This window comes from Oceanibaculum indicum P24 (assembly GCF_000299935.1).
GTDB lineage: Bacteria > Pseudomonadota > Alphaproteobacteria > Oceanibaculales > Oceanibaculaceae > Oceanibaculum > Oceanibaculum indicum.
The window spans coordinates 15274-35264 of the sequence record NZ_AMRL01000031.1; the positions used below are offsets into that span (position 1 = coordinate 15274).

17 protein-coding genes are annotated in these 19991 nt (G+C 66.0%); 7 read left to right on the forward strand and 10 right to left on the reverse strand.

Features of this window, described 5'->3' with window-relative positions; translation table 11 throughout:
• Positions 1-177: 177 nt before the first annotated feature.
• The 3 genes from P24_RS16790 to P24_RS16800 are packed head-to-tail and all read right to left on the reverse strand — an operon-like array spanning position 178 to position 3711.
• The gene (locus tag P24_RS16790) at positions 178-822 is read right to left on the reverse strand and encodes an ATP-binding cassette domain-containing protein (RefSeq protein WP_008945942.1); all 645 of its coding nucleotides are present in this window, start codon (positions 820-822) and stop codon (positions 178-180) included.
• Positions 819-2501, reverse strand: coding sequence for an ABC transporter permease (locus tag P24_RS16795; RefSeq protein WP_008945943.1), 1683 nt, complete (start codon positions 2499-2501; stop codon positions 819-821). Before P24_RS16795 ends, P24_RS16790 begins: the two co-directional genes overlap by 4 nt.
• A gap of 13 nt (positions 2502-2514) precedes the next feature.
• Positions 2515-3711, reverse strand: coding sequence for an ABC transporter substrate-binding protein (locus P24_RS16800; RefSeq protein ID WP_008945944.1), 1197 nt, complete (start codon positions 3709-3711; stop codon positions 2515-2517).
• Positions 3712-3841: 130 nt separating this feature from the next.
• Between P24_RS16800 and thpR the strand changes: the two genes are divergently transcribed.
• The 3 genes from thpR to P24_RS16815 are packed head-to-tail and all read left to right on the forward strand — an operon-like array spanning position 3842 to position 5733.
• Positions 3842-4387 (forward strand): RNA 2',3'-cyclic phosphodiesterase, encoded by a 546-nt coding sequence (gene thpR / locus P24_RS16805; RefSeq protein ID WP_008945945.1) that lies wholly within the window; start codon positions 3842-3844, stop codon positions 4385-4387.
• 51 nt (positions 4388-4438) lie between these two features.
• Complete coding sequence (gene cobB, locus P24_RS16810) at positions 4439-5152, forward strand: Sir2 family NAD+-dependent deacetylase (RefSeq protein ID WP_008945946.1); 714 nt, start codon at positions 4439-4441, stop codon at positions 5150-5152.
• Positions 5146-5733 carry a uracil-DNA glycosylase family protein gene (locus P24_RS16815; protein WP_008945947.1) on the forward strand — a complete coding sequence of 196 codons (588 nt, stop codon included), beginning with the start codon at positions 5146-5148 and terminating at the stop codon, positions 5731-5733. Before cobB ends, P24_RS16815 begins: the two co-directional genes overlap by 7 nt.
• 6 nt (positions 5734-5739) lie before the next feature.
• Here the strand turns inward: P24_RS16815 and P24_RS16820 are convergent, their stop codons facing one another.
• The 6 genes from P24_RS16820 to P24_RS16845 form a co-directional block, all read right to left on the reverse strand.
• A complete protein-coding gene (locus tag P24_RS16820) occupies positions 5740-6153 on the reverse strand; it encodes a hypothetical protein (RefSeq protein WP_008945948.1) in 414 nt (137 codons plus the stop codon).
• The gene (locus P24_RS16825) at positions 6150-6422 is read right to left on the reverse strand and encodes a type II toxin-antitoxin system prevent-host-death family antitoxin (RefSeq protein WP_008945949.1); all 273 of its coding nucleotides are present in this window, start codon (positions 6420-6422) and stop codon (positions 6150-6152) included. The genes P24_RS16820 and P24_RS16825 overlap by 4 nt, the downstream gene beginning before the upstream one ends.
• A 294-nt stretch (positions 6423-6716) precedes the next feature.
• Entirely contained in the window at positions 6717-7145 is a 429-nt protein-coding gene (locus P24_RS16830) for a universal stress protein (protein ID WP_008945950.1), read from the reverse strand.
• A gap of 13 nt (positions 7146-7158) precedes the next feature.
• Positions 7159-9753 carry a TRAP transporter permease gene (locus tag P24_RS16835; RefSeq protein ID WP_008945951.1) on the reverse strand — a complete coding sequence of 865 codons (2595 nt, stop codon included), beginning with the start codon at positions 9751-9753 and terminating at the stop codon, positions 7159-7161.
• A gap of 544 nt (positions 9754-10297) precedes the next feature.
• Positions 10298-11278 (reverse strand): TAXI family TRAP transporter solute-binding subunit, encoded by a 981-nt coding sequence (locus tag P24_RS16840; protein ID WP_008945952.1) that lies wholly within the window; start codon positions 11276-11278, stop codon positions 10298-10300.
• Positions 11279-11612: 334 nt separating this feature from the next.
• Positions 11613-12968 (reverse strand): aspartate aminotransferase family protein, encoded by a 1356-nt coding sequence (locus tag P24_RS16845; RefSeq protein ID WP_008945953.1) that lies wholly within the window; start codon positions 12966-12968, stop codon positions 11613-11615.
• A gap of 159 nt (positions 12969-13127) precedes the next feature.
• On the opposite strand from P24_RS16845, the gene P24_RS16850 reads away from it, so the two are divergent.
• Positions 13128-13643, forward strand: coding sequence for an adenine phosphoribosyltransferase (locus tag P24_RS16850; protein ID WP_008945954.1), 516 nt, complete (start codon positions 13128-13130; stop codon positions 13641-13643).
• 199 nt (positions 13644-13842) lie between these two features.
• Here P24_RS16850 and P24_RS16855 read toward each other — a convergent pair whose 3' ends face one another.
• The gene (locus tag P24_RS16855) at positions 13843-15609 is read right to left on the reverse strand and encodes an AMP-dependent synthetase/ligase (protein WP_408962320.1); all 1767 of its coding nucleotides are present in this window, start codon (positions 15607-15609) and stop codon (positions 13843-13845) included.
• A 166-nt stretch (positions 15610-15775) separates the two neighbouring features.
• Here P24_RS16855 and P24_RS16860 point away from each other — a divergent pair, with 166 nt between their 5' ends.
• The 3 genes from P24_RS16860 to P24_RS16870 form a co-directional block, all read left to right on the forward strand.
• Complete coding sequence (locus P24_RS16860) at positions 15776-17578, forward strand: M3 family oligoendopeptidase (RefSeq protein WP_008945956.1); 1803 nt, start codon at positions 15776-15778, stop codon at positions 17576-17578.
• Between the two features lie 190 nt (positions 17579-17768).
• The gene (locus P24_RS16865) at positions 17769-19115 is read left to right on the forward strand and encodes an ABC1 kinase family protein (RefSeq protein WP_008945957.1); all 1347 of its coding nucleotides are present in this window, start codon (positions 17769-17771) and stop codon (positions 19113-19115) included.
• 447 nt (positions 19116-19562) lie between these two features.
• On the forward strand, positions 19563-19991 hold a 429-nt coding region (locus P24_RS16870), incomplete at its 3' end, for a gamma-glutamyltransferase (protein WP_008945958.1).

Here is a 19991-nt window from a genome sequence, read left to right on the forward strand (position 1 = left end):
TGTCTTGCGGCGCACGCGAAAGCACGGGGATATCGCCCGCTCCGCGCGTCATTGTCTTTGCGGCATGACGCCTGTCTCGTCAAAGCTCCGATGCAGCTTATCACGATACCTCTTGCAACACTATGAACCCGCGAGGGCGGGGTAAAGTTCCCAGCCAATTCAGCCGATGCTGATGGGTCAGTCGAGCGTGATGATTTTGCCACTGCCGGCAGCCCCGGCATCGGCCGGATCGTGCGTCACCAGCAGCACCGGAAGGCCACGCCGCCGCGCATGATCGAACACGAAGGCGCGGAAGCGTTCGCGCAGGGCCGCATCCAGCTTACCGAAGGGTTCGTCCAGCAGCAGCAGGCAAGGGTCCGACAGCAGCGTGCGCATTAGCGCCGCGCGGGCGCGCTGTCCGCCCGACAGGGTGGCCGGGTCGCGGCTGGCGAACCCGGCGAGGTCGGCCTCTTCCAGCGCCTGGTCGATGCGCGCCCGGCGTTCGGCCCGGCCACGCACCGATGGCGGCAGGCCGAAGGCCAGATTCTCGCCGACCGACAGATGCGGGAACAAGAGGTCGTCCTGGAACAGGATGCCGATGCGCCGCTGTTCGGGTGGCAGGGCCAGGATATCCCCGCCATCCACCAGCACCGTCCCTTCGGCGGTGAAGGCGGGCGGCAGCATGCCGCACAGATGGGCCAGCAGACTTGATTTGCCGGAGCCGCTCGGCCCCATGATCGTGGCAATCTCGCCCGGACCGACGGCAAGGTCGAGCGGCCCGATCAGCCGGGTGCCATTCAGATGCAGGGTAACGCCTCGCAAATCCAGCCGGTGGCCGCTCATCCGATTCTCCTGAGGCCCGCCCGGTGGCGATAGAGCCACGCCGGCAGCAGCAGCGCCAGCAGGAAACCCAGGAAGGGCAGGCCGCCCTGCGCGAAGGCGAAGACGGCGACCACCCGCCGGTCGGCCCCGGCGGACAGGCTGACTGCCTCCGTCGTCAGCGTCGCATAGCGCCCGGCCCCGGCGAACAGGGTTGGCAGATACTGGCTGACCGAGACGGCGAATCCGATGGCCGCCGCGATGAGGATCGGTTTCAGCAGGATCGGCAGCTTCACCCGCCAGAACACGCGCGCCGGACTAGCGCCGAGGCAGCGCGCCGTGCGTTCATAGCGCGCATCGAGCGCGCGGTAGGGGTCGGCCAGCGCCAGATAGACATAGGGCAGCACGAACAGCAGGTGGCTCCAGACCAGAGCTGCCGCGCTGCCATCCAGCCGGGCGACGACCAGCAGCACCTGCACGCCGAACAGGAACCCGACCTGCGGCACCAGCAACGGCAGATAGAGCAGCCACAGCCCGCGCTGGCTGAGCGCCCGGCCGCGCCGCTGCTCATGCTCCAGGCAGGCGAGCACCAGCGCCAGCGCGATCAGCGTTGCGGCAAGGCCGGCCCACAGCGTGGTCCAGAACGGCAGGGCCAGCGTCTCGCCTTGCCGCATCCAGGTCGACAGGCCGATGCTCTGCGGTAGCGCGTCGGGATAGCGCCAGCGCCCGGCCAGCGACCACAGCCCCAGCGCCAGCAGCGAGAACAGGGACAGGGCTAGCGCCAGCCCGCCGCCCACGCCGGCGGCAAGGCGCAGGCCGGTGCCGCTGCCACCGCGCGATCCGCCCGCGATCCAGCGCCGGCCCAACGCGCCGGTCAGCGCCTCGATGCCGCGCGTGAGGCCGATGGCGAGCGCCACCACGAGGCAGAGCAGCACCGCCCCGGCGGCGGCGGGGAAGCGCATGGCGAGGTCTGGATCGTTGAACCAGCGCAGCAGCTGCACCGCCAGCGGCGGCGGCGTGTCGGGCGCCAGCACAATGGCCATATCGACATTGGACAGCGCATAGGCCAGCACGGCATAGAGCGGCAGCCTGATCTGCCGCTGCACCAGCGGCAGCACGGCCTTCAGCCAACCGGTGATCGGGCCGTAGCCCAGCGTGCGTGATACCGCCATCAGCCGGTTGGATGGCACCTGATTCAGCGCCGCCAGGATCATCAGCAGCAGGAAGGGGGTCTCCTTCAGCATCAGGGCCATTGTCAGCGCCAGCGCATAAGGGTCGGCGACGGTGGCGAAGCCGGGCGGCGTCTCCCAGCCGGTCAGCCAGGGCGAGATCAGGCGCGCGATCCAGCCGCTGGGCGCGATCAGGAAGGCGAAGCCGATGGCGAGTGCGGCATGCGGCACCGCCAGCAGCGGTGCCAGCGTGACGCGCAGCCGGGCGAACCAGGCGCGGTCATGGAAGGCGGCACACAGCCCGACGGCCAGCGTGTAGGAAAGGGCGGCGGACAGCAGCCCGCTGGTCAGGGTGAGCGTCAGCGCGGTGCCGAGGCCCGGCGCCCCGGCCAGCATCCGCCAGGGATCGGAGGGTGCCAGGTCCATACCGAGCACCGGCAGATGCCCGAAGGCCGGCAGCAGCGTGCCTGCCAGCCCGGCGGCGATGGGGCCGAGGAACAGCAGCAGGGTCAGCGGCGGGACGAGGCGCAGCATCCGGGAAGGCGGCTTAACGGCTGTAGCGCTTCAGCCATTCCTCCTCGATGCGGGTCATCCAGCTCGGATGCGGTTCCGGCAGGGCGGTGCCCAGCTCCTGCGGCGACAGGGTAGCGACGCCCAGCTGGATCGCCTCGAAGCGTGCCTTGTCGGCGGCAGGCAGGGCGGCGAGGTCCAGCACCGTGCCGTCGCCCCAATAGGCCGGGTCCTGCTTGCGCGCCTGCGCCTCTGGCGACAGAAGGAAGTTGGCGACCGCCATCGCGCCTTCCTTCGCCTTGGCATTGAACGGGATGGCGACGAAATGCGTGTTGCCGATGGTGCCGCCGTCCAGCACGAAGGTCCGCACGCTCTTCGGCAGCTTGCCCTCGGCGATCAGCGAGGAGGCCTCGCCCGGATGGAAGGACAGCGCCATGTCCACCGCGCCATCGTCCAGCATCTGGCGCAGCGCCGGGCCGCTCTTGGGGAAGGCCGCGCCCTCACGCCACAGCGCCGGGTGCAGTGCGTCCAGCCAGGCCCAGAGCGGCTGGGTCGCCGCGGCGAAGCCGGCCTCGTCCACCGGCTTCTGCAGGATTGCCCGGTCCGGCGTCAGCTCGACCAGCGCCTGCTTCAGGAAGGTGGAGCCGATAAAGTCCGGCGGGGCGGGATAGCCGAAGCGGCCGGGATTGGCCTTCGCCCAGTCCAGCAGCGCGGGGATGCTCCTCGGCGGGTTCTTCACCCGCGCGGTATCCATCATGAAGACGAACTGCGCCATGCCCCAGGGCGATTCCAGCCCGTCGGTCGGGATGGTGAAATCGACCAGCGTTGTTGGCTTGCCTTTCGTATCCACCAGCTTGAAATTGGGCAGCTTCTGCGTGAACGGGCCGAACAGCATCTGGCCGCGCTTCATGGCGGCGAAATTCTCGCCATTGATCCAGATGAGATCGACCGAGCCGCCTTCGACGCGGCCAGCGGTCTTTTCCGCCAGCACGCGGGACACCGCCTCCGCCGTGTCGGCCAGCTTTACATGGCGCAGCGTCACGCCGTATTCCGCCTGCACGCGCGTCCCCACCCACTGGATGTATGTGTTGATGCGCTCGTCGCCGGCCCAGGCGTTCCAATAGACGGTCTGGCCGCGTGCCTTGGCGAGGGTGTCGGACCAGTCATCCGCCTTCACGGTGCCGATCCCCGTTGCCAGCGCCAGCGCGGCCAGCATGATCTTCACGATGCGCATCTTTCCGGCTCTCCCCCTTGCCAAGATGGATAGTGATTACTAAGCCAGTCAGAACGGCCTGTCAGGCATCTCGCGCGCCCATCACGCAGCTTTGATGCCCCCAGAATGACCGTGGAAGAAGGAGGAAGCCATGATCCGCCTGTTCGTCGCCCTGTCCCTGCCGGCCGGCCTGCGCCAGCGGTTGGCGCTGATGGGCGGCGGCATTCCGGGGGCGAAATGGGTGGAGACTGACAATCTGCATCTCACCCTGCGCTTCATCGGCGAGGTGGAGGAGGGGCTGATGGAGGATATCGACGATGCGCTGCTGGGTGTCGATTCCGACCCGTTCGAACTGACGCTGGCCGGTGTCGGCCATTGGGAAACACGGGGCAAGGCCAATGCCCTGTGGGCCGGTGTCGAGAAATCGCCGGAACTGCTGCATCTGCACGACCGGGTTGAGGCGGCGCTGGTGCGCACCGGCCTGCCGCCGGAGCCGCGCAAGTTCGCCCCGCATGTCACGCTGGCGCGGCTGAAGAACCCGCCGGCCACCCGCGTTGGCGATTTCCTGCGCGAGCATGGCCCGTTCCGCGCGCCGCCCTTCGCGGTGCAGGGCTTCGCGCTCTATTCCAGCATCCTTGGCGCCACCGGCCCGACCTACCGGGAGGAGGCGTTCTATCCGCTGCCCGCATCCGGCTGACAGGCGTGCAAGAGGCGGCTATCCTCATGCGAAAAGGGGGCGGGGCGCTTCATGGCTGAGTCCATCGTTATCCTGACCGGGGCCGGGATCTCCAAGGAATCCGGCCTCGATACCTTCCGCGATGCGGACGGCATCTGGTCGCGCGTGCGCATCGAGGATGTCGCCACGCCGCAGGCCTTCCGCGACAATCCGCTGCGCGTCCATGATTTCTACAATGCCCGCCGCCAGCAGCTGCTGGAGTCCAATATCCAGCCGAACCCGGCCCATCTGGCGCTGGCCCGGCTGCAGCGCGACTGGCCGGGCGAGGTGCTGCTGGTCACCCAGAATATCGACGATCTGCATGAGCGCGGCGGCAGCGCCAGCGTGCTGCATATGCATGGCGAGCTTTTGAAGGCGCGCTGCACCCATTGCCATGTCGTGGCCGAGTGGCGTGCGCCGCTCAGCGTCGGCACCGCCTGCCCCTCCTGCGGCCATGCCGCCGGGCTGCGCCCGCATGTCGTCTGGTTCGGCGAGATGCCGCTGGAGATGGAGCGCATTTATACGGCATTGGATGCCTGCGGGTTGTTCGTCTCCATCGGCACCTCGGGCAATGTCTATCCGGCGGCGGGCTTTGTGGATGAGGTCAGCCGGCGCGGCCATGCCCATACGGTGGAGCTGAATCTGGAGCCGTCCTCCGGCACCGATCTGTTCGACGAGGCGATCCACGGCCCGGCCAGCGAGATCGCGCCCGCCTTCGTGGAGCGGGTGCTGACATCGGGATGGTAGGAGAGACCCTTCCAGCGCTGCTGCGGGAGATAGCGGCCTGCCGGCTGTGCGCGGCGCATCTGCCGTTGGGCCCCCGCCCGGTGATCCGCGCGGCGGCGACTGCCCGCATCCTGGTGATCGGCCAGGCGCCGGGCACCAGGGTGCACAAGACCGGCATTCCCTTCAACGATCCCAGCGGCGACCGGCTGCGCGACTGGATGGGGATCGACCGCGACATCTTCTATGACGAGACGCGCATCGCCATCATGCCGATGGGGCTGTGCTATCCGGGCCGCAACGCGCGCGGCGGCGATGCGCCGCCCCGGCCGGAATGCGCGCCGCTCTGGCATGACCGGGTGCGGGCATTGCTGCCGGAGATCGAGCTGACGCTGCTGATCGGCACCTATGCTCAAGGACGCTATCTGGGCGAGAAGCGGGAAAAGACGCTGGCGGCCACCGTGGCGCGCTGGCGCGACTTCGGCCCCGCTTTCATCCCCACGCCGCACCCCAGCCCGCGCAACCGCAACTGGCTGAAGACCCACCCCTGGTTCGAGGAAGAGGTCGTGCCGGAGATACGGCGGCGGGTGCGGGAACTGGTGTGAGGGAGATTAATCGCCGCGCCTTACGGCGTGCAGCTGCTTCTTATGGGCAATGACACTGCGCAGCACAGTCTCGAACCAAGGTTTGCCGAATTGCCCTAGTGGCGGGTCTGGTTCCAGATAGAAGGACTGGCCGACGATATCGGTGTTGTATTCGTCCAGCACGATCCAGAGCCGCAGGCTGGTATCCAAACCGGCGCGCCGTTTCTCGATCTCCGGGATTTCCACGGCGAAGCAGTCCGGTCTGGGCGGCTGGCTGGTAATGGGGAACAGTAACAGCGTATCACCGTCCGGGCGGGGAAGACGGATGCCGACGGCTGTTGGGCGTGACTTGCGGCCCTCGGTTTCGCCGCGTGCTGCCTCCCGCGCCCAAAGATAAGGATAGCGGATAACGCAGCCGGTGCGTAGCGCCTCGAAGCTCATCCGTGCTTGCCTGGATCGGCATCGTCTTCTTGCGCATAAGCGTCGATGGCAGTCTCGATCTCGGCGAGCAGGGCGCTGGGCATACTCTCCAGCGTGCCTACCGTGCGCGTCTCAGCATTTTTGCGCAGCCGGTTATAATCCTCAATGTTCAGCAGCACGAGGCGCGGTTTGTTGCGCTGGGTGATCGTCACCGGGTGGCGCAGCGCCTCGGCGATGATATCGCCCGACTTGCGGGACAGGTCGCTGGTCGAATAGCTCTGCCGGCTCATATTTGGAAATCCAGTAATGCTGTGCTTGCTATAATATACAGCAATCTTGGGGAGGGTTCCACACCGGCCGTCACCCTCGGGCTTGTTCCGCCCATAGCACTTGGGGGGCCATCCGTCCGTGCGGTTTGCTCGGTCAATGGATGGTCGGATAAAGTCCGACCATGACGAGATAGAGTGTCATTGCCGGGCTTGACCCGGCAATCCAGGGGCGGTGCTCTGCTCTGCCTGAACCGTTTCAGGAGGTGGCCCCTGGACCCTCGGGTCAAGCCCGAGGGTGACGATGGAAGTGAAAGCCTACTCCCTGACCACCAGCACGGAGCAGGCGGCGTGGCGGACTACGCGGGCGGCGTTCGGGCCGAGAAGGTAGTCCTTCAGCTCCGGCCGGTGCGCGGCCAGCACGATCAGGTCGATTTTCAGCTTCTTCGCGAGGTCAAGGATGCGCTCATAGACCGTGCCCTCGGCGACGATGCACTGGGTCGGGATCTCCTTTGGAATCTCCGTATCGATGAAGGCACGCAGCTTGCTCTGGCAGGCTTCCACGGCCTTTTTCTCGAAGCCTTTGGGGAAGAACTGGCCGACCATCGTCATGCCGAAATCCGGTACCACGGTCATCACATGCAGCCGCGTGCCGAAGGCGCGGGCATGGTCGATGGCGACCGGCAGCGCCGATTTCCAGGAGCTGTCCTGATTGAGATCGACCGGCAGCAGGATGTCCTTGTACATAGCCTGTCCTCCCTTACGCGGTGGCTGGTGCCGGGCCGTCCGTCCGGCGGCGGCGCTGCAGCAGCATGATGCCGCCCAGCAGGATCAGCGCCGGGACGAACATCCACTGCTTGTCCGGCGTCTCGACCGGCAGCTCGACCACCTTGATCTCCCAGTCGAAGTCGATGCCGGCCTTCTCCGCAGGGGAGCCGAAGACGACATTGTCCACCAGCATCTTGCCGTCATCCTCTATGACCTCGATGCCGGCGAACTGCAGACGTTCGGCACCATCCGCCTTCGGGCCCAGCGGCAGGCGCACGGTCTTGCTGATCTCCTTGCCGTCCAGCGTCAGCCCTTCGACGACGACACGCAGCATCGCGTCCTCCGGCTTCTGCGCCACCACCTCGACGATCTGCTTCGGATCGACGCGCTCCAGCGGCGGATAGAGCATGTCCATCCAGAAGCCGGGCCTCAGCAGGGTGAAGGCAACCAGCAGCAGCACCGCCGATTCCCACAGCCGGCTGCGCACCAGGAAGAAGCCCTGGGTCGAGGCCGCGAACACCAGCATGGCTATCACTGCCGCCGCGACCGTGATGATGAGGTGCAACGGCCCGCCGATATTGATCAGCAGCAACTCGGTATTGAAGATGAAGATGAAGGGCAGGATCGCCGTGCGCATGGAGTAGTAGAAGGACACCAGGCCGGTCTTGATCGGGTCGGCGCCGGAAATCGCCGCGGCGGCGAAGGAGGCGAGGCCCACCGGCGGCGTGACGTCCGCCATGATGCCGAAATAGAACACGAACAGATGCACCGCGATAAGCGGCACCAGCAACCCGCTCTGCGCGCCCAGCTCCACGATCACCGGCGCCATCAGGGTGGAGACCACGATGTAGTTCGCCGTGGTCGGCAGCCCCATGCCCAGGATCAGGCTGATGACGGCGGTGAAGATCAGCATCAGCATCAGATTGCCGGCGGAGATGAACTCCACGAATTCGGTCATGATCAGGCCGATGCCGGTCAGCGACACGGTGCCGACGATGATGCCGGCCGCCGCCGTGGCGATGCCGATGCCGATCATGTTGCGCGCACCGGTGGCCAGCCCGTCGATCAGCTCGACCGTGCCCTGGCGCATGGCGGCCAGGGTGTCGGTCTTGCGGAACAGCGCGATCAGCGGGCGCTGGGTCAGCAGGATGAAGATCATGAAGGCGGTCGCCCAGAAGGCCGACAGGCCGGGCGACAGACGCTCGATCATCAGGCACCAGATCAGCACCACGACCGGCAGCAGGAAGTGCAGGCCGGCCTTCACCGTCGGTGCGGTTTCCGGCAGCTTCACCAGCGGCGAGTTCGGGTCGTCCATGACCAGTTCCGGCACCGTGGTCGAGTACCAGACCAGGCCGATATAGGCGGCCAGCACCAGCACCGCGATGATGGGGCTGGCGGCGTCGCCGAAGGCGGTCTTGATCCAGCCGACGCCGTAATAGACCACGCCAGAGAGAATGATGATGCTGGCAATGGTGATGCCGAAGGTGATCAGCGCCATCGGCAGGGTCTTGGGGTTCGGCTTCTCCATCCCCTTCAGCCCCAGCTTCAGCGCCTCCAGATGGACGATGTAGAGCAGCGCGAGGTAGGAGATGATCGCCGGCAGGAAGGCGTGCTTGATGACATCGACATAGGAGATGCCGACATATTCTACCATCAGGAAGGCGGCAGCGCCCATGACCGGCGGCATGATCTGGCCGTTCACCGAAGCCGAGACCTCGACCGCGCCCGCCTTCTCCGCCGGATAGCCGACGCGCTTCATCAGCGGGATGGTGAAGGTGCCGGTGGTCACGGTGTTGGCGATGGAGGAGCCGGAGATCAGGCCGGTCATGCCCGACGCCACGACGGCTGCCTTGGCCGGGCCGCCGCGCAGATGGCCGAGCAGCGCGAAGGCGACCTTGATGAAGTAGTTGCCGGCGCCGGCCTTGTCGAGCAGCGAGCCGAACAGCACGAACAGGAAGACGAAGCTGGTGGACACGCCCAGCGCGATGCCGAACACGCCCTCCGTGGTCAGCCATTGCTGGTCCATGGTGCGGGCCAGCGAGGCGCCCTTGTGCGCGATCACCGACGGCATGTAGGGGCCGGCAAAGGTGTAGATCAGGAAGACGATGGCGACGATCATCAGCGGCGGGCCCAGCGCCCGGCGGGTCGCCTCCAGCAGCAGCAGCATGCCGATGACCGAGACGATCAGGTCGAACTGTGTCGGCATGCCCGGCCGCTGCGCCAGGTCGCGGTAGAAAATGAAGATGTAGGCGGCGCAGAAGGCGGCGGCGATGGCCAGCACCCAGTCCTGAATCGGGATATAGCTGCGCGGGGAGCGTTTCAGCGCCGGATAGGCCAGGAAACCCAGGAACAGCGCGAAGGCGAGGTGGATCGAGCGCGCCTCGGTATCGTTCAGGATCGCGAAGTTCAGCATGAAGGGCAGCGGTGAGGCATACCACAGCTGGAACAGCGACCAGGCGACGGCGGTGACCAGCAGCAGCACGCCGACCGGCCCCGTGGGGCTGCGTCCGCCGGTGTCGGCCTGGGCGACCAGATCCTGAAGGTCGGTGTCGGAAAGACCCTTGCGGCCTTCGCTTGCATTGGACATGGAGCCCCCCGGTCCTGAATTCAGATGACGCCTAACTGTAAGAGAGCTTGCCGCGAATTGAAACTATTGCGGGAAGCGGGCGTCGGCGATTGGGCGGCAGGGGGACAGACAAGGCAAAAGCGCCCGCGATCCACTCCGACCAGTCACCTATCCTCAGACCGTCACCCCCGCATTTATTGCGGGGGTCCAGGCTTCCGCTTGCTGGATGACCGCCCGAGTGGGCTGAACCCTGGATTCCCGGCACAAGGCCGGGAATGACGGTCCGAGAGTGCGGTCGGTCGGCATCCGGTCCGCGGCTATCCCGGAAGGTGGAAGCTTTCGCGTGGCCGGCCCTATGCTTCGAGACGCTCGCCGAGGCTCGCTCCTCAGCATGAGGTCACCAGGGGGCACCGCCGGTATTCCAACTCTCCCCTCGTCCTGAGGAGCCCGCTTCAGCGGGCGTCTCGAAGGACATGGGGGAGGGCGAGTTCATTCATGACGCAGGCAAAAAGAAAGCGGGGCCGGTTTCCCGGCCCCGCTTCTTGTTCCGCCGAGGCGGACCCGATTACATCAGGCCGGCTTCGCGATAGTACTTGGCGGCACCGTCATGCAGCGGGGCCGACAGGGCGTTCATGGTCATGCCCTTCTTGTCGAGCACGCCGAAGGCCGGGTGCAGCTTCTTGAAGTCCTCGAAATTCTCGAACACCGCCTTCACGGTCTGATAGACCACATCCTCGGAGACGGTGGCGGAGGTCACGACCGTGGCGCCCACACCGAAGGTGGTGACGTCATTCGGGTTGCCGGTGTACATGCCGCCCGGGATGGTCGCCTTGGAGTAGTAGGGGTTCTCGGCCAGCAGCTTGTCGATGGCCGGGCCGTCAACATTCACCAGCACGGTCTCGCAGGAGGTGGTGGCTTCCTGGATCGAGCCGTTCGGATGGCCGACGGTGTAGATGATGGCATCGACCTTGTTGTCGCACAGCGCCTGGCTCTGCTCGGCCGGCTTCAGCTCGGAGGCCAGCGAGAAGTCGGCAGTGGTCCAGCCCTTGGCCTTCAGCACCACATCCATGGTGGCGCGCTGGCCGGAACCCGGATTGCCGACATTGACGCGCTTGCCCTTCATGTCGTCGAAGGTCTTGATGCCGGAATCCTTGCGGGCCAGCACGGTGAAGGGCTCGGGATGCAGCGAGAACATGGCGCGGATCTGCTTGATGGGCTTGCCCTCGAACGGACCGCCCGACCCGTTGTAGGAGTGATACTGCCAGTCGGACTGCGCGACGCCGATCTCCATCTCGCCCTGGGCAATGGCGTTGATGTTGTAGATCGAGCCGCCGGTGCTCTCGACCGAGCAGCGCAGGCCGTGGGTCTTGCGGTCGGCATTCACCAGGCGGCAGATCGCACCGCCGGCCGGGTAATAGACGCCGGTGACGCCGCCGGTGCCGATGGTGAAGAACTTCTGCTGTGCCTGCGCGGCCGTGCCATCGGCCAGCGCCAGACCGCCAAACGCAAGCGCGGCGGCAAAGGAAAGGGACGTGAGCTTCTTCATCTGTGTGCTCCCTTATCGTGTCGTTTGATGATTCTGCCATTCCCGATACGGCGCAAAGGCTCACGCACCGGGATGTTTTCGTGCTCTGGGGCGGCCTGTGCCGCCCGGCTCTTGTGCGGGACTATGCCCGCTGAAGCCGGGCGGGTCAACCAAGCGGCGGCAGCACGGTACCGTGGGTGAGCTATCCTGAGGCGTCCGCTTGAATTGTAATTCTTTCCTTTGTCATTGCCGGGCTTGACCCGGCAATCCAGGGGCCACGTTCTGTAATGCTACAGGCTAGGCACCGCCCCTGGACCCCCGGGTCAAGCCCGGGGGTGACATAAGGGGGGCCGCCTCAGGCCACCTGCTTCGCCTCGGCCAGCACGGATGTGAGCGTGCGGTCCAGCTTCTCGACGATCTCGGCGATATGGCTCTCATCAATGATGAAGGGCGGGGCCAGCAGGATGTGCACGCCGTTCCTGCCATCCACCGTGCCGGCGCCGGGATAGCACATCAGCCCTTCCTCCATCGCCTTCAGCCGGATCTTGTTGTGCAGGCCCAGCTTCGGGTCGAAGGTCTGCTTGGTCGCACGGTCGGCCACCAGCTCGATGCCGACGAACAGCCCGCGCCCGCGGATGTCGCCGACATGGTGGTGATTGCCGAACCGTTCCTGCAGGGCGGCGCGCAGCTGTTCGCCGCGCAGGCGGACATTCTCCAGCAGGTTATCGTCGCGGATCACCTTCTGCACGGTCATCGCCGTGGCACTCGCCAGCGTGTGGCCCATATAGGTGTGGCCGTGCATGAAGGCGCCGCTGCCTTCATCGATCGCCTTGCATATCCTGCCCGACACTAGCATCGCGCCGATCGGCTGATAGCCGGCTCCCAGCCCCTTGGCGATGCACAGCAGGTCCGGCGCCACGCCATCCTCCTCGCAGGCATAGAGGTAGCCGGTGCGCCCCATGCCGCACATCACCTCGTCGAAGATCAGCAACACGCCGTACTTGTCGCAGATTTCGCGGATGCGCTTCAGATAGCCCGGCACGGCGGGCACGACGCCGGCCGTGGCGCCGACCACCGGCTCACAGGCGAAGGCGGCCACGGTGTCGGGGCCGAGTTCGATGATCTTCGCTTCCAGCTCGTTGGCGGCGCGCAGCCCGTATTCTTCCTCCGTCTCGTCATGGTGCTGATGGCGGTAGGCGTAGCAGGGCGCGATATGGTGCGCATTCTCCGACAGCAGCGGCTGGTACAGCTCGCGGCGCGCCATGTTGCCGCCCAGCGACAGCGCGCCCAGCGTGTTGCCGTGGTAGGACTGGCGGCGCGCGATCAGCTTGGTGCGCTGCTTCTGGCCGATCTCCACGAAATATTGCCGGGCGATCTTGATCGCGGATTCCAGCGCCTCCGAGCCGCCGGAAACGAAGAACACCCGCTCCAGCCCGTCCGGCGCATTGTCGATCAGATAGTCGGCCAGTTCTTCCAGCGGCTCGGTAGTGAAGAAGCCGCTATAGGCGAAGGCCAGCTTGTCGATCTGCTCGTGCATGGTCTTGCGCACCGCCGGATGGCTGTGGCCGAGGCAGGACACGGCCGCCCCGCCGGAGGCGTCGAGATAGCGCTTGCCCTCGGCATCGATGATGTAGCAGCCATCGCCGGCCACGGCGGTCGGCATCGGCTCGTTGGGCAGGCGGTGAAAGACGCGGGACGGGGTGCCGGACATGGCTGGCTTCCTGATGCAAGGGCGATAGGGGTATGAAGGCGCGGCCAAGCACGTTCGTCAATGGGAAGTGGGGCGGCAAGTGCGGTGTATTTGCCCGCAGGCAGCGCGCCCGCTATAACGCCGCAGCCGCGAAACGCCAGCAGGGGGAAGTGAGAACGCATGGACATCAAGCAGCACATCCGCGAAGTGCCGGATTTTCCGAAGCCGGGAATCCTGTTCTACGACATCTCCACCCTGCTGATGCATCCCGGCGCCTGGCAGCACACGGTGCGCCAGATGGCCGACGCCATCGCCCCGCACAAGCCGGATTTGCTGGCCGGCATCGAATCGCGCGGCTTCCTGGTATCCGCCCCGCTGGCGCTGATGCTGGGCTGCGGCTTCATCATGCTGCGCAAGAAGGGCAAGCTGCCCGGCGCCACGGTGCGCCACGAATATGATCTGGAATACGGCTCCGACATTATCGAGATTCAGGAAGGTGCCGTGCAGCCGGGCCAGAAGGTGGTGCTGGTTGACGATCTGCTGGCGACCGGCGGCACGCTGGCGGCGGCGGCGGAGCTGATCCGCAAGGTCGGCGGTCAGGTGCCGGCGGCGGCCTGCATCATCGAGCTGACCTTCCTGAACGGCCGCGACAAGCTGGACATGCCGATCACCACGCTGGCGCAGTATGACCAGTAGGGGGAGGGACGTTTCTCCCCTCACCCAGCTCCAGCTAGGCTCATTTCATTCGCCAAGCTTCCGCATCCCTCTCCCCTTCCGGGGCGAGGGAACAAAAAAGAAGATGAAAAGAAGCTCCCTCGCCCCCTTGGGGGAGAGGGATGCGCAGCCTTGTGAGCGTAGCGAACTAGGCGAAGCTGGGTGAGGGGGGTACAGAACTCTACCCCGCCTTGCCCTCGTACAGCGCGTCGAGGATGGCCTGGTATTCCTTGCGGATATTGTGCCGCCTGATCTTCATGGTCGGCGTCAGCATCTGGTTGTCGGTGGTGAAGGGCTCGGTCGCGATGACGAAGCGGCGCACCTTCTCCAGGCTGGAAAGGTCGCGGTTCACCCGGTCCAGCACCTCGCCGATTGCGGCGCGGAAGTCCTTGTCGCCGGCCAGTTCCGCCAGGTTCGGCGCCACGCCCTTGCCCTTCGCGTAGCTCTCCACGAAATCCTGCGCCGGCACGATCAGCCCCACCAGATAGGGCCGCTTGTCGCCATACACCATGGCCTGGTTGATCTCCGGCTGCAGCGTGACGAAGCCCTCGACGCGCTGCGGCGAGATATTGTCGCCGCCGGAGATCACGATGATGTCGCGCTTGCGGTCGGTGATGCGGATATAGCCGTCGGGGTCGATCTCGCCGATGTCGCCGGTGTGCAGCCAGCCATCGATCAGCGCCTTCTCCGTCGCCTCCGGATCGTCCCAGTAGCCGTCCATCAGCAGCTCGCCGCGCACCAGGATTTCGCCGTCCGGGGCCAGCCGCACCTCGACGCCCTTCAGCGGCGGGCCGACCGTCTCGATGCGGATGCGGCGCGGCCGGTTGCAGCTGACCACCGGGGCGGCCTCGGTCTGGCCATAGCCCTGGCAGAGCCGGATGCCCAGCGCCAGGAAGAACATCCCGACCTCGTAATTCAGCGGCGCGCCGCCGGAAATGAAGGCCTTCAGCCGCCCGCCCATGCGCTGGCGCACCTTGCGGCGGACCAAAAGGTCCAGCAGCAGGTTGAACGCCTTCTCGCCGAGGCTGAGGCTGCCCGGCTGTTCGATGCGTTTGCGCCCCAGCTCCAGCGCCTTCATGAACAGGTCGCGCTTTTTCCCTCCCGCGCGCTCCACCCCGGCCAGGATGCGCCCGTGCAGCACCTCATAGAGGCGCGGCACGGCGGTCATGATGGTGGGTTTGGCCTCCTGCAGATTGGCGGCCAGCGTGTCCGCCCCTTCCGCGTAATAGATCTGCGCGCCGATGGAGATCGGGAAGAACAGGCCGCAGGTATGCTCGTAGGAATGCGACAGCGGCAGGAAGGACAGGAACACCTCGTCGCCCAGCCCGAATTCGTGCAGCAGGTCGAAGGCCGAGACGAGGTTGCAGAAGATCGCCCGGTGGCTCAGCATCACGCCCTTCGGCGCGCCGCCGGTGCCGGAGGTGTAGATCAGGCAGGCCAGGTCGTCGCGCCTGCGCTGGCCGGCCACCTGCTCGACATCGTCGGGCATTGCCGCGCCGGCTTTCAGCGCGTCATCCCAGTCCTGGAAGCGGATTGTGCATTCCTGTGCCGGTCCCTTGCCCTCCAGCGCGATGACGAACTCGCAATGGCTGGAATGGATGGCGGCGGGCAGGGCATTGCGCAGCAGCTTCTCGGTGGAGCAGATCAGCCCCTTCGCCCCGCAATTCTCCAGGATGTAGATATGGTCGGCCACCGTGTTGGTGACGTAGGCCGGCACGCTGACCGCGCCGGCGGCCATGATGGCAAGATCGGCAATCGCCCATTCCGGCCGGTTCTCGGAGACGATCACCACGCGGTCGCCGGGCTGGATGCCCTGCGCGCGCAGGGCGCGGGACAGGGCGCGCACCTGGCGGTCGATCTCGCGCCAGCTCATCGGCTGGTAGGTGCCGTCGCGCTTGGCCCACAGGAAGGGCTTGTCGCCCAGCTTCGCTGCCTGCTCGAAGAACATCAGCGCAAGGTTCTGCGCCGCCGCGTAATCGATGATCGCCACGTCTCCTCCCATGTCGCCGTCCCGTTATGCCGGGGCGTCTTGTCATATCGTGCCGGCAGTGTCGCTTGCGCTTGGCGATCCGGCAAGGCTCACCATATCCCTGTCAGTAACCATGGAGAGGAATATGACTGCTGCCGCCGAAATCAAGGATACCGCTGCCCGCGATCTGGGCGATCTGCCGGAATGGCGGCTCGCCGACCTGTATGACGGGATGGCGTGTCCGCGGCTGAAGGCCGATCTGGATGGCGCGGAAAAGGACGCGGCGGCCTTCGAGACGTCCTATGCCGGCAAGCTGGCCAGCCTCGACGGCGCGGCGCTGGGCCGGGCGGTCGCGGAATATGAGCGCATAGACGAGGTACTGTCGCGCGCCGCCAGCTATGCCCAGCTGGTCCATGCCGGCGACATGGGTGATGCGAAGATCGGGCGCTTCTACCAGTCGGTGGTGGAGCGGGTGACGGATATCTCCACGAAGCTGCTGTTCTTCACGCTGGAGCTGAACCGGCTGGATGAATCGCAGCTGGCGGACAAGCTGACGGCGCCGGAACTGGCGAAATTCTCCGCCTGGCTGCGCGATCTGCGCGTGTTCCGCGACCACCAGCTGTCCGACGATCTGGAAAAGCTGCTGCATGAGAAGGAGATTTCCGGCCGTTCCGCCTGGAACCGGCTGTTCGACGAGACGCTGACCGGCCTGCGCTTTCCCTTCCAGGGCAAGGAGCTGACCGTCACCGGCATTCTGGAGAAGATGACCAGTGGCAAGCGCGAGGAACGGCGCGAGGCGGCAAAGTCTCTGGGCGCCACGCTGCGCGGCGAGGCCCGGCTGTTCTCGCTGGTCACCAACACGCTGGCCAAGGACAAGGAAACGGAGGATCGCTGGCGTCACTATCCGTCGCCGGTCTCGGCGCGCAACCGCGCCAACCAGATCGAGGATGAGGTGGTGGACGCGCTGGTGAACAGTGTGCGCGACCATTATCCGCGTCTCTCGCACCGCTATTACGCGCTGAAGGCGAAGTGGTTCGGCACCGACAAGCTGGATTACTGGGACCGCAACGCGCCGCTGCCCGACGATGCCGACCGGCTGATCCGCTGGGAGGAGGCGGAGGATACGGTGCTGACCGCCTATGCCGGCTTCGATCCACGCATGGCGGAGATTGGCGGGCGTTTCTTCCGCGAGGGCTGGATCGACGCGCCGGCCCGTCCCGGCAAGGCCTCTGGCGCCTTCTCGCACCCCACCGTGCCGAGCGCCCATCCCTATATCCTGCTGAATTATCAGGGCCGCACGCGCGACGTGATGACGCTGGCGCATGAGCTGGGCCATGGCGTGCATCAGGTACTGGCGGCGGAGCAGGGGCATCTGCAGGCCAACACGCCGCTGACCCTGGCGGAGACCGCCAGCGTGTTCGGCGAGATGCTGACCTTCCAGGCGATGTTGAAGAAGGAAACCGATCCGAAGCGCCGCAAGGCCATGTTGGCCGGCAAGGTGGAGGACATGCTGAACACGGTGGTGCGGCAGGTCGCCTTCCATTTCTTCGAGGCGAAGCTGCATGCATCGCGCCGGCAGTCCGAGCTGACGCCGGACGAGATCTGTGACATCTGGATGGAAACGCAGATCGAAAGCCTCGGCCCGGCGCTGCGCTTCGACGAGGATTACCGGCACTTCTGGGCCTATATCCCGCACTTCATCCATTCGCCCTTCTATGTCTATGCCTATGCCTTCGGCGACTGCCTGGTGAACTCGCTCTATGCGGTGTACCGGGAGGCGGAGGACGGTTTCGCCGACCGTTATCTGGAGATGCTGCGGGCCGGCGGCACGCTGCGCCACAGGCAGTTGCTCGCACCCTTCGGGCTGGACGCCGCCGACCCGGCCTTCTGGGCCAAGGGGCTGTCGATGATCGCCGGCATGATCGATGAGCTGGAAGCGATGGAGTGAAGGGGCGGGTTTCTTATCGCCCCCGTTGCCCTTCGAGACGCCCGCGCCAAGTTACCTTGGCGCAGGCTCCTCAGGACGAGGGCATCCGGGACATCCGGCAGTGCCGCCTGGTGACCTCATGCTGAGGAGCCGCCCTAATGGGCGGCGTCTCGAAGCATAGGGCGGCTAGCGCAAAAGGAATTGGAGTCCCATGTCCGAGAATGAAGACAACAGGTTCGGCGGCCGGGCGCGGCGCTATGTCCAAGTCGGCAGCCGCGTCGGCGCGCTGGCGGCAAGGCTGGCGGGCGAGCGCTATCTCGGCCTGAAGCTGGACCGCACCGAGCATGCCGAGGGGCTGAAGCAGGCACTGGGCGGGCTGAAGGGCCCGCTGATGAAGGTGGCGCAGATCCTTGCCACCATCCCTGATGCGCTGCCGAAGGAATATGCGCAGGAGCTGCAGCAGCTGCAGTCCAACGCGCCGCCGATGGGCTGGCTGTTCGTGAAGCGCCGCATGGCCGCCGAGCTGGGGCCGGACTGGCGCTCGCGCTTCGCCGATTTCGCGCATGAGGCCGCCGCTGCGGCCTCGCTGGGCCAGGTCCACCGCGCCACATCCAAGGACGGCACGGCGCTGGCCTGCAAGCTGCAATATCCCGACATGCAGTCGGCGGTAGAGGCCGACTTGAAGCAGCTGAAGCTCGCCATGTCGGTCTACGAGCGCTACGACAAGGCGATCTCGACATCCCGCATGTATGAGGAGCTGTCGGCCCGCCTTCGGGAGGAGCTGGATTACGATCTGGAACGCCGGCACATGGCGCTCTATGCCCATATGTTGGTGGATGAGTCCGGTGTGCATGTGCCGGTCGCCGTGCCGGAACTCTCCACCAGGCGGCTGCTGACCATGAACTGGCTGGACGGTGCGCCGCTGCTGTCCGTCACCGGGGAGGATCTCGACTTCCGCAACCGCGTGGCGCTGAACATGTTCCGTGCCTGGTACGTGCCGTTCTATTTCTTCGGCTCGATCCATGGCGACCCGCATCTCGGCAATTACTCGGTGCGCCCGGATGGCAGCGTGAACCTGCTGGATTTCGGTTGCGTGCGGGTGTTCCGGCCCAGCTTCGTCGAGGGCGTCATCGACCTCTACAAGGCGCTGCGCGACGGCGATGACGAGCTGGCGGTGCATGCCTACACAATCTGGGGCTTCGAGAATCTGACCAAGGACAAGATCGAGGTGCTGAACCTCTGGGCGCGCTTCATCTATGCGCCGCTGATGGAGGACCGCCAGCGCCCGATCCAGGAAACCAACAACGGCATGTATGGCCGCGAGGTGGCGGAGAAGGTGCATGCCGAACTGCGCCGGATCGGCGGCGTCGCCCCGCCGCGCGAATTCGTGCTGATGGACCGCGCGGCCATCGGCCTCGGCTCGGTGTTCCTGCATCTGAAGGCGGAGATCAACTGGTACCGCATGTTCCACGAGCTGATCGCCGATTTCGACGCGAAGGCACTGGCGAAACGCCAGGCCGAGGCGCTGAAGACCGCCGAAGTGCCCGAAGCGGCGTGAGGGGAATTGCGCTCCCTATTACAACCACACTAGCCGTCATTCCCGGGCTTGTCCCGGGAATCCAGGGTTCAGCCTGATCGGGCGGGCATCCAGTTAGCTGAGGCCTGGACCCCCGCAATAAATGCGGGGGTGACGGGCGGAGTAGGTGGCGGGAGAGGAGCGAGCGCCAGCGTCTGGGTGAAGAACAAAATAACCCTCTCCCCTCGCGGGAGAGGGTGGTGAGCGATAGCGAACCGGGTGAGGGGGATTGCGCCGCCCGTGCGGTTACCCCTCACCCAGCTCCGGCTAACTCGCTGCGCGACTAAGCCTCCGCGTCCCTCTCCCGCAAGGGGAGAGGGTATTTGCCGATCCCCCGTAACCCTGCCCCGATGCATTGCCGCTTGCCAGCGCGGGCGCGGGCAGCTTTCCTATGCGGCACTGCAAAAAAACAAGAAGCAGGAGTGGGGAATGGAGTCTTTTCCGGGCCTGGGGTCGGGTGCGCACCGGCCGGTGACGCTGGGCAGCCGGCACATGGTGTCAGCCGGCCATCACGCCGCCGCGCAGGCTGGCCTCGCCATTCTGGAGGCGGGCGGCAATGCTGTCGATGCGGGCGTGGCCGCCGGCATCGCGCTGGGCGTGCTGCAATCCGACCTGGTGAATGTCGCGGGCGTGGCGCCGATCATGATCCGCATGGCGGACAGCGGCGAGGTGACGACGATCAGCGGCCTTGGCTGTTTTCCGAAGCAGGCCAGTTCCGCCTGGTTCCGCGAAAACCATGGCGGCGAGATTCCCCCCGGCCTGAAGCGCACCGTGGTGCCCGCCGCGCCGGATGCCTGGATCGCCGCGCTGGCGAAGTACGGCACCATGCGGTTTTCCGATGTGGCGGCGGCGGCCATC

Bases quoted from the DNA above. Each gene is read 5' to 3' on its own strand.
- P24_RS16860 (WP_008945956.1), top strand. From the start codon at position 15,776: ATGACTGCTGCCGCCGAAATCAAGGATACCGCTGCCCGCGATCTGGGC.
- thpR (WP_008945945.1), top strand. From the start codon at position 3,842: ATGATCCGCCTGTTCGTCGCCCTGTCCCTGCCGGCCGGCCTGCGCCAG.
- P24_RS16845 (WP_008945953.1), bottom strand. From the start codon at position 12,968: ATGTCCGGCACCCCGTCCCGCGTCTTTCACCGCCTGCCCAACGAGCCG.
- P24_RS16790 (WP_008945942.1), bottom strand. From the start codon at position 822: ATGAGCGGCCACCGGCTGGATTTGCGAGGCGTTACCCTGCATCTGAAT.
- P24_RS16840 (WP_008945952.1), bottom strand. From the start codon at position 11,278: ATGAAGAAGCTCACGTCCCTTTCCTTTGCCGCCGCGCTTGCGTTTGGC.
- P24_RS16795 (WP_008945943.1), bottom strand. From the start codon at position 2,501: ATGCTGCGCCTCGTCCCGCCGCTGACCCTGCTGCTGTTCCTCGGCCCC.
- P24_RS16825 (WP_008945949.1), bottom strand. From the start codon at position 6,422: ATGAGCCGGCAGAGCTATTCGACCAGCGACCTGTCCCGCAAGTCGGGC.
- P24_RS16815 (WP_008945947.1), top strand. From the start codon at position 5,146: ATGGTAGGAGAGACCCTTCCAGCGCTGCTGCGGGAGATAGCGGCCTGC.
- cobB (WP_008945946.1), top strand. From the start codon at position 4,439: ATGGCTGAGTCCATCGTTATCCTGACCGGGGCCGGGATCTCCAAGGAA.
- P24_RS16800 (WP_008945944.1), bottom strand. From the start codon at position 3,711: ATGCGCATCGTGAAGATCATGCTGGCCGCGCTGGCGCTGGCAACGGGG.
- P24_RS16855 (WP_408962320.1), bottom strand. From the start codon at position 15,609: ATGTTCTTCGAGCAGGCAGCGAAGCTGGGCGACAAGCCCTTCCTGTGG.
- P24_RS16850 (WP_008945954.1), top strand. From the start codon at position 13,128: ATGGACATCAAGCAGCACATCCGCGAAGTGCCGGATTTTCCGAAGCCG.
- P24_RS16820 (WP_008945948.1), bottom strand. From the start codon at position 6,153: ATGAGCTTCGAGGCGCTACGCACCGGCTGCGTTATCCGCTATCCTTAT.
- P24_RS16835 (WP_008945951.1), bottom strand. From the start codon at position 9,753: ATGTCCAATGCAAGCGAAGGCCGCAAGGGTCTTTCCGACACCGACCTT.
- P24_RS16865 (WP_008945957.1), top strand. From the start codon at position 17,769: ATGTCCGAGAATGAAGACAACAGGTTCGGCGGCCGGGCGCGGCGCTAT.
- P24_RS16830 (WP_008945950.1), bottom strand. From the start codon at position 7,145: ATGTACAAGGACATCCTGCTGCCGGTCGATCTCAATCAGGACAGCTCC.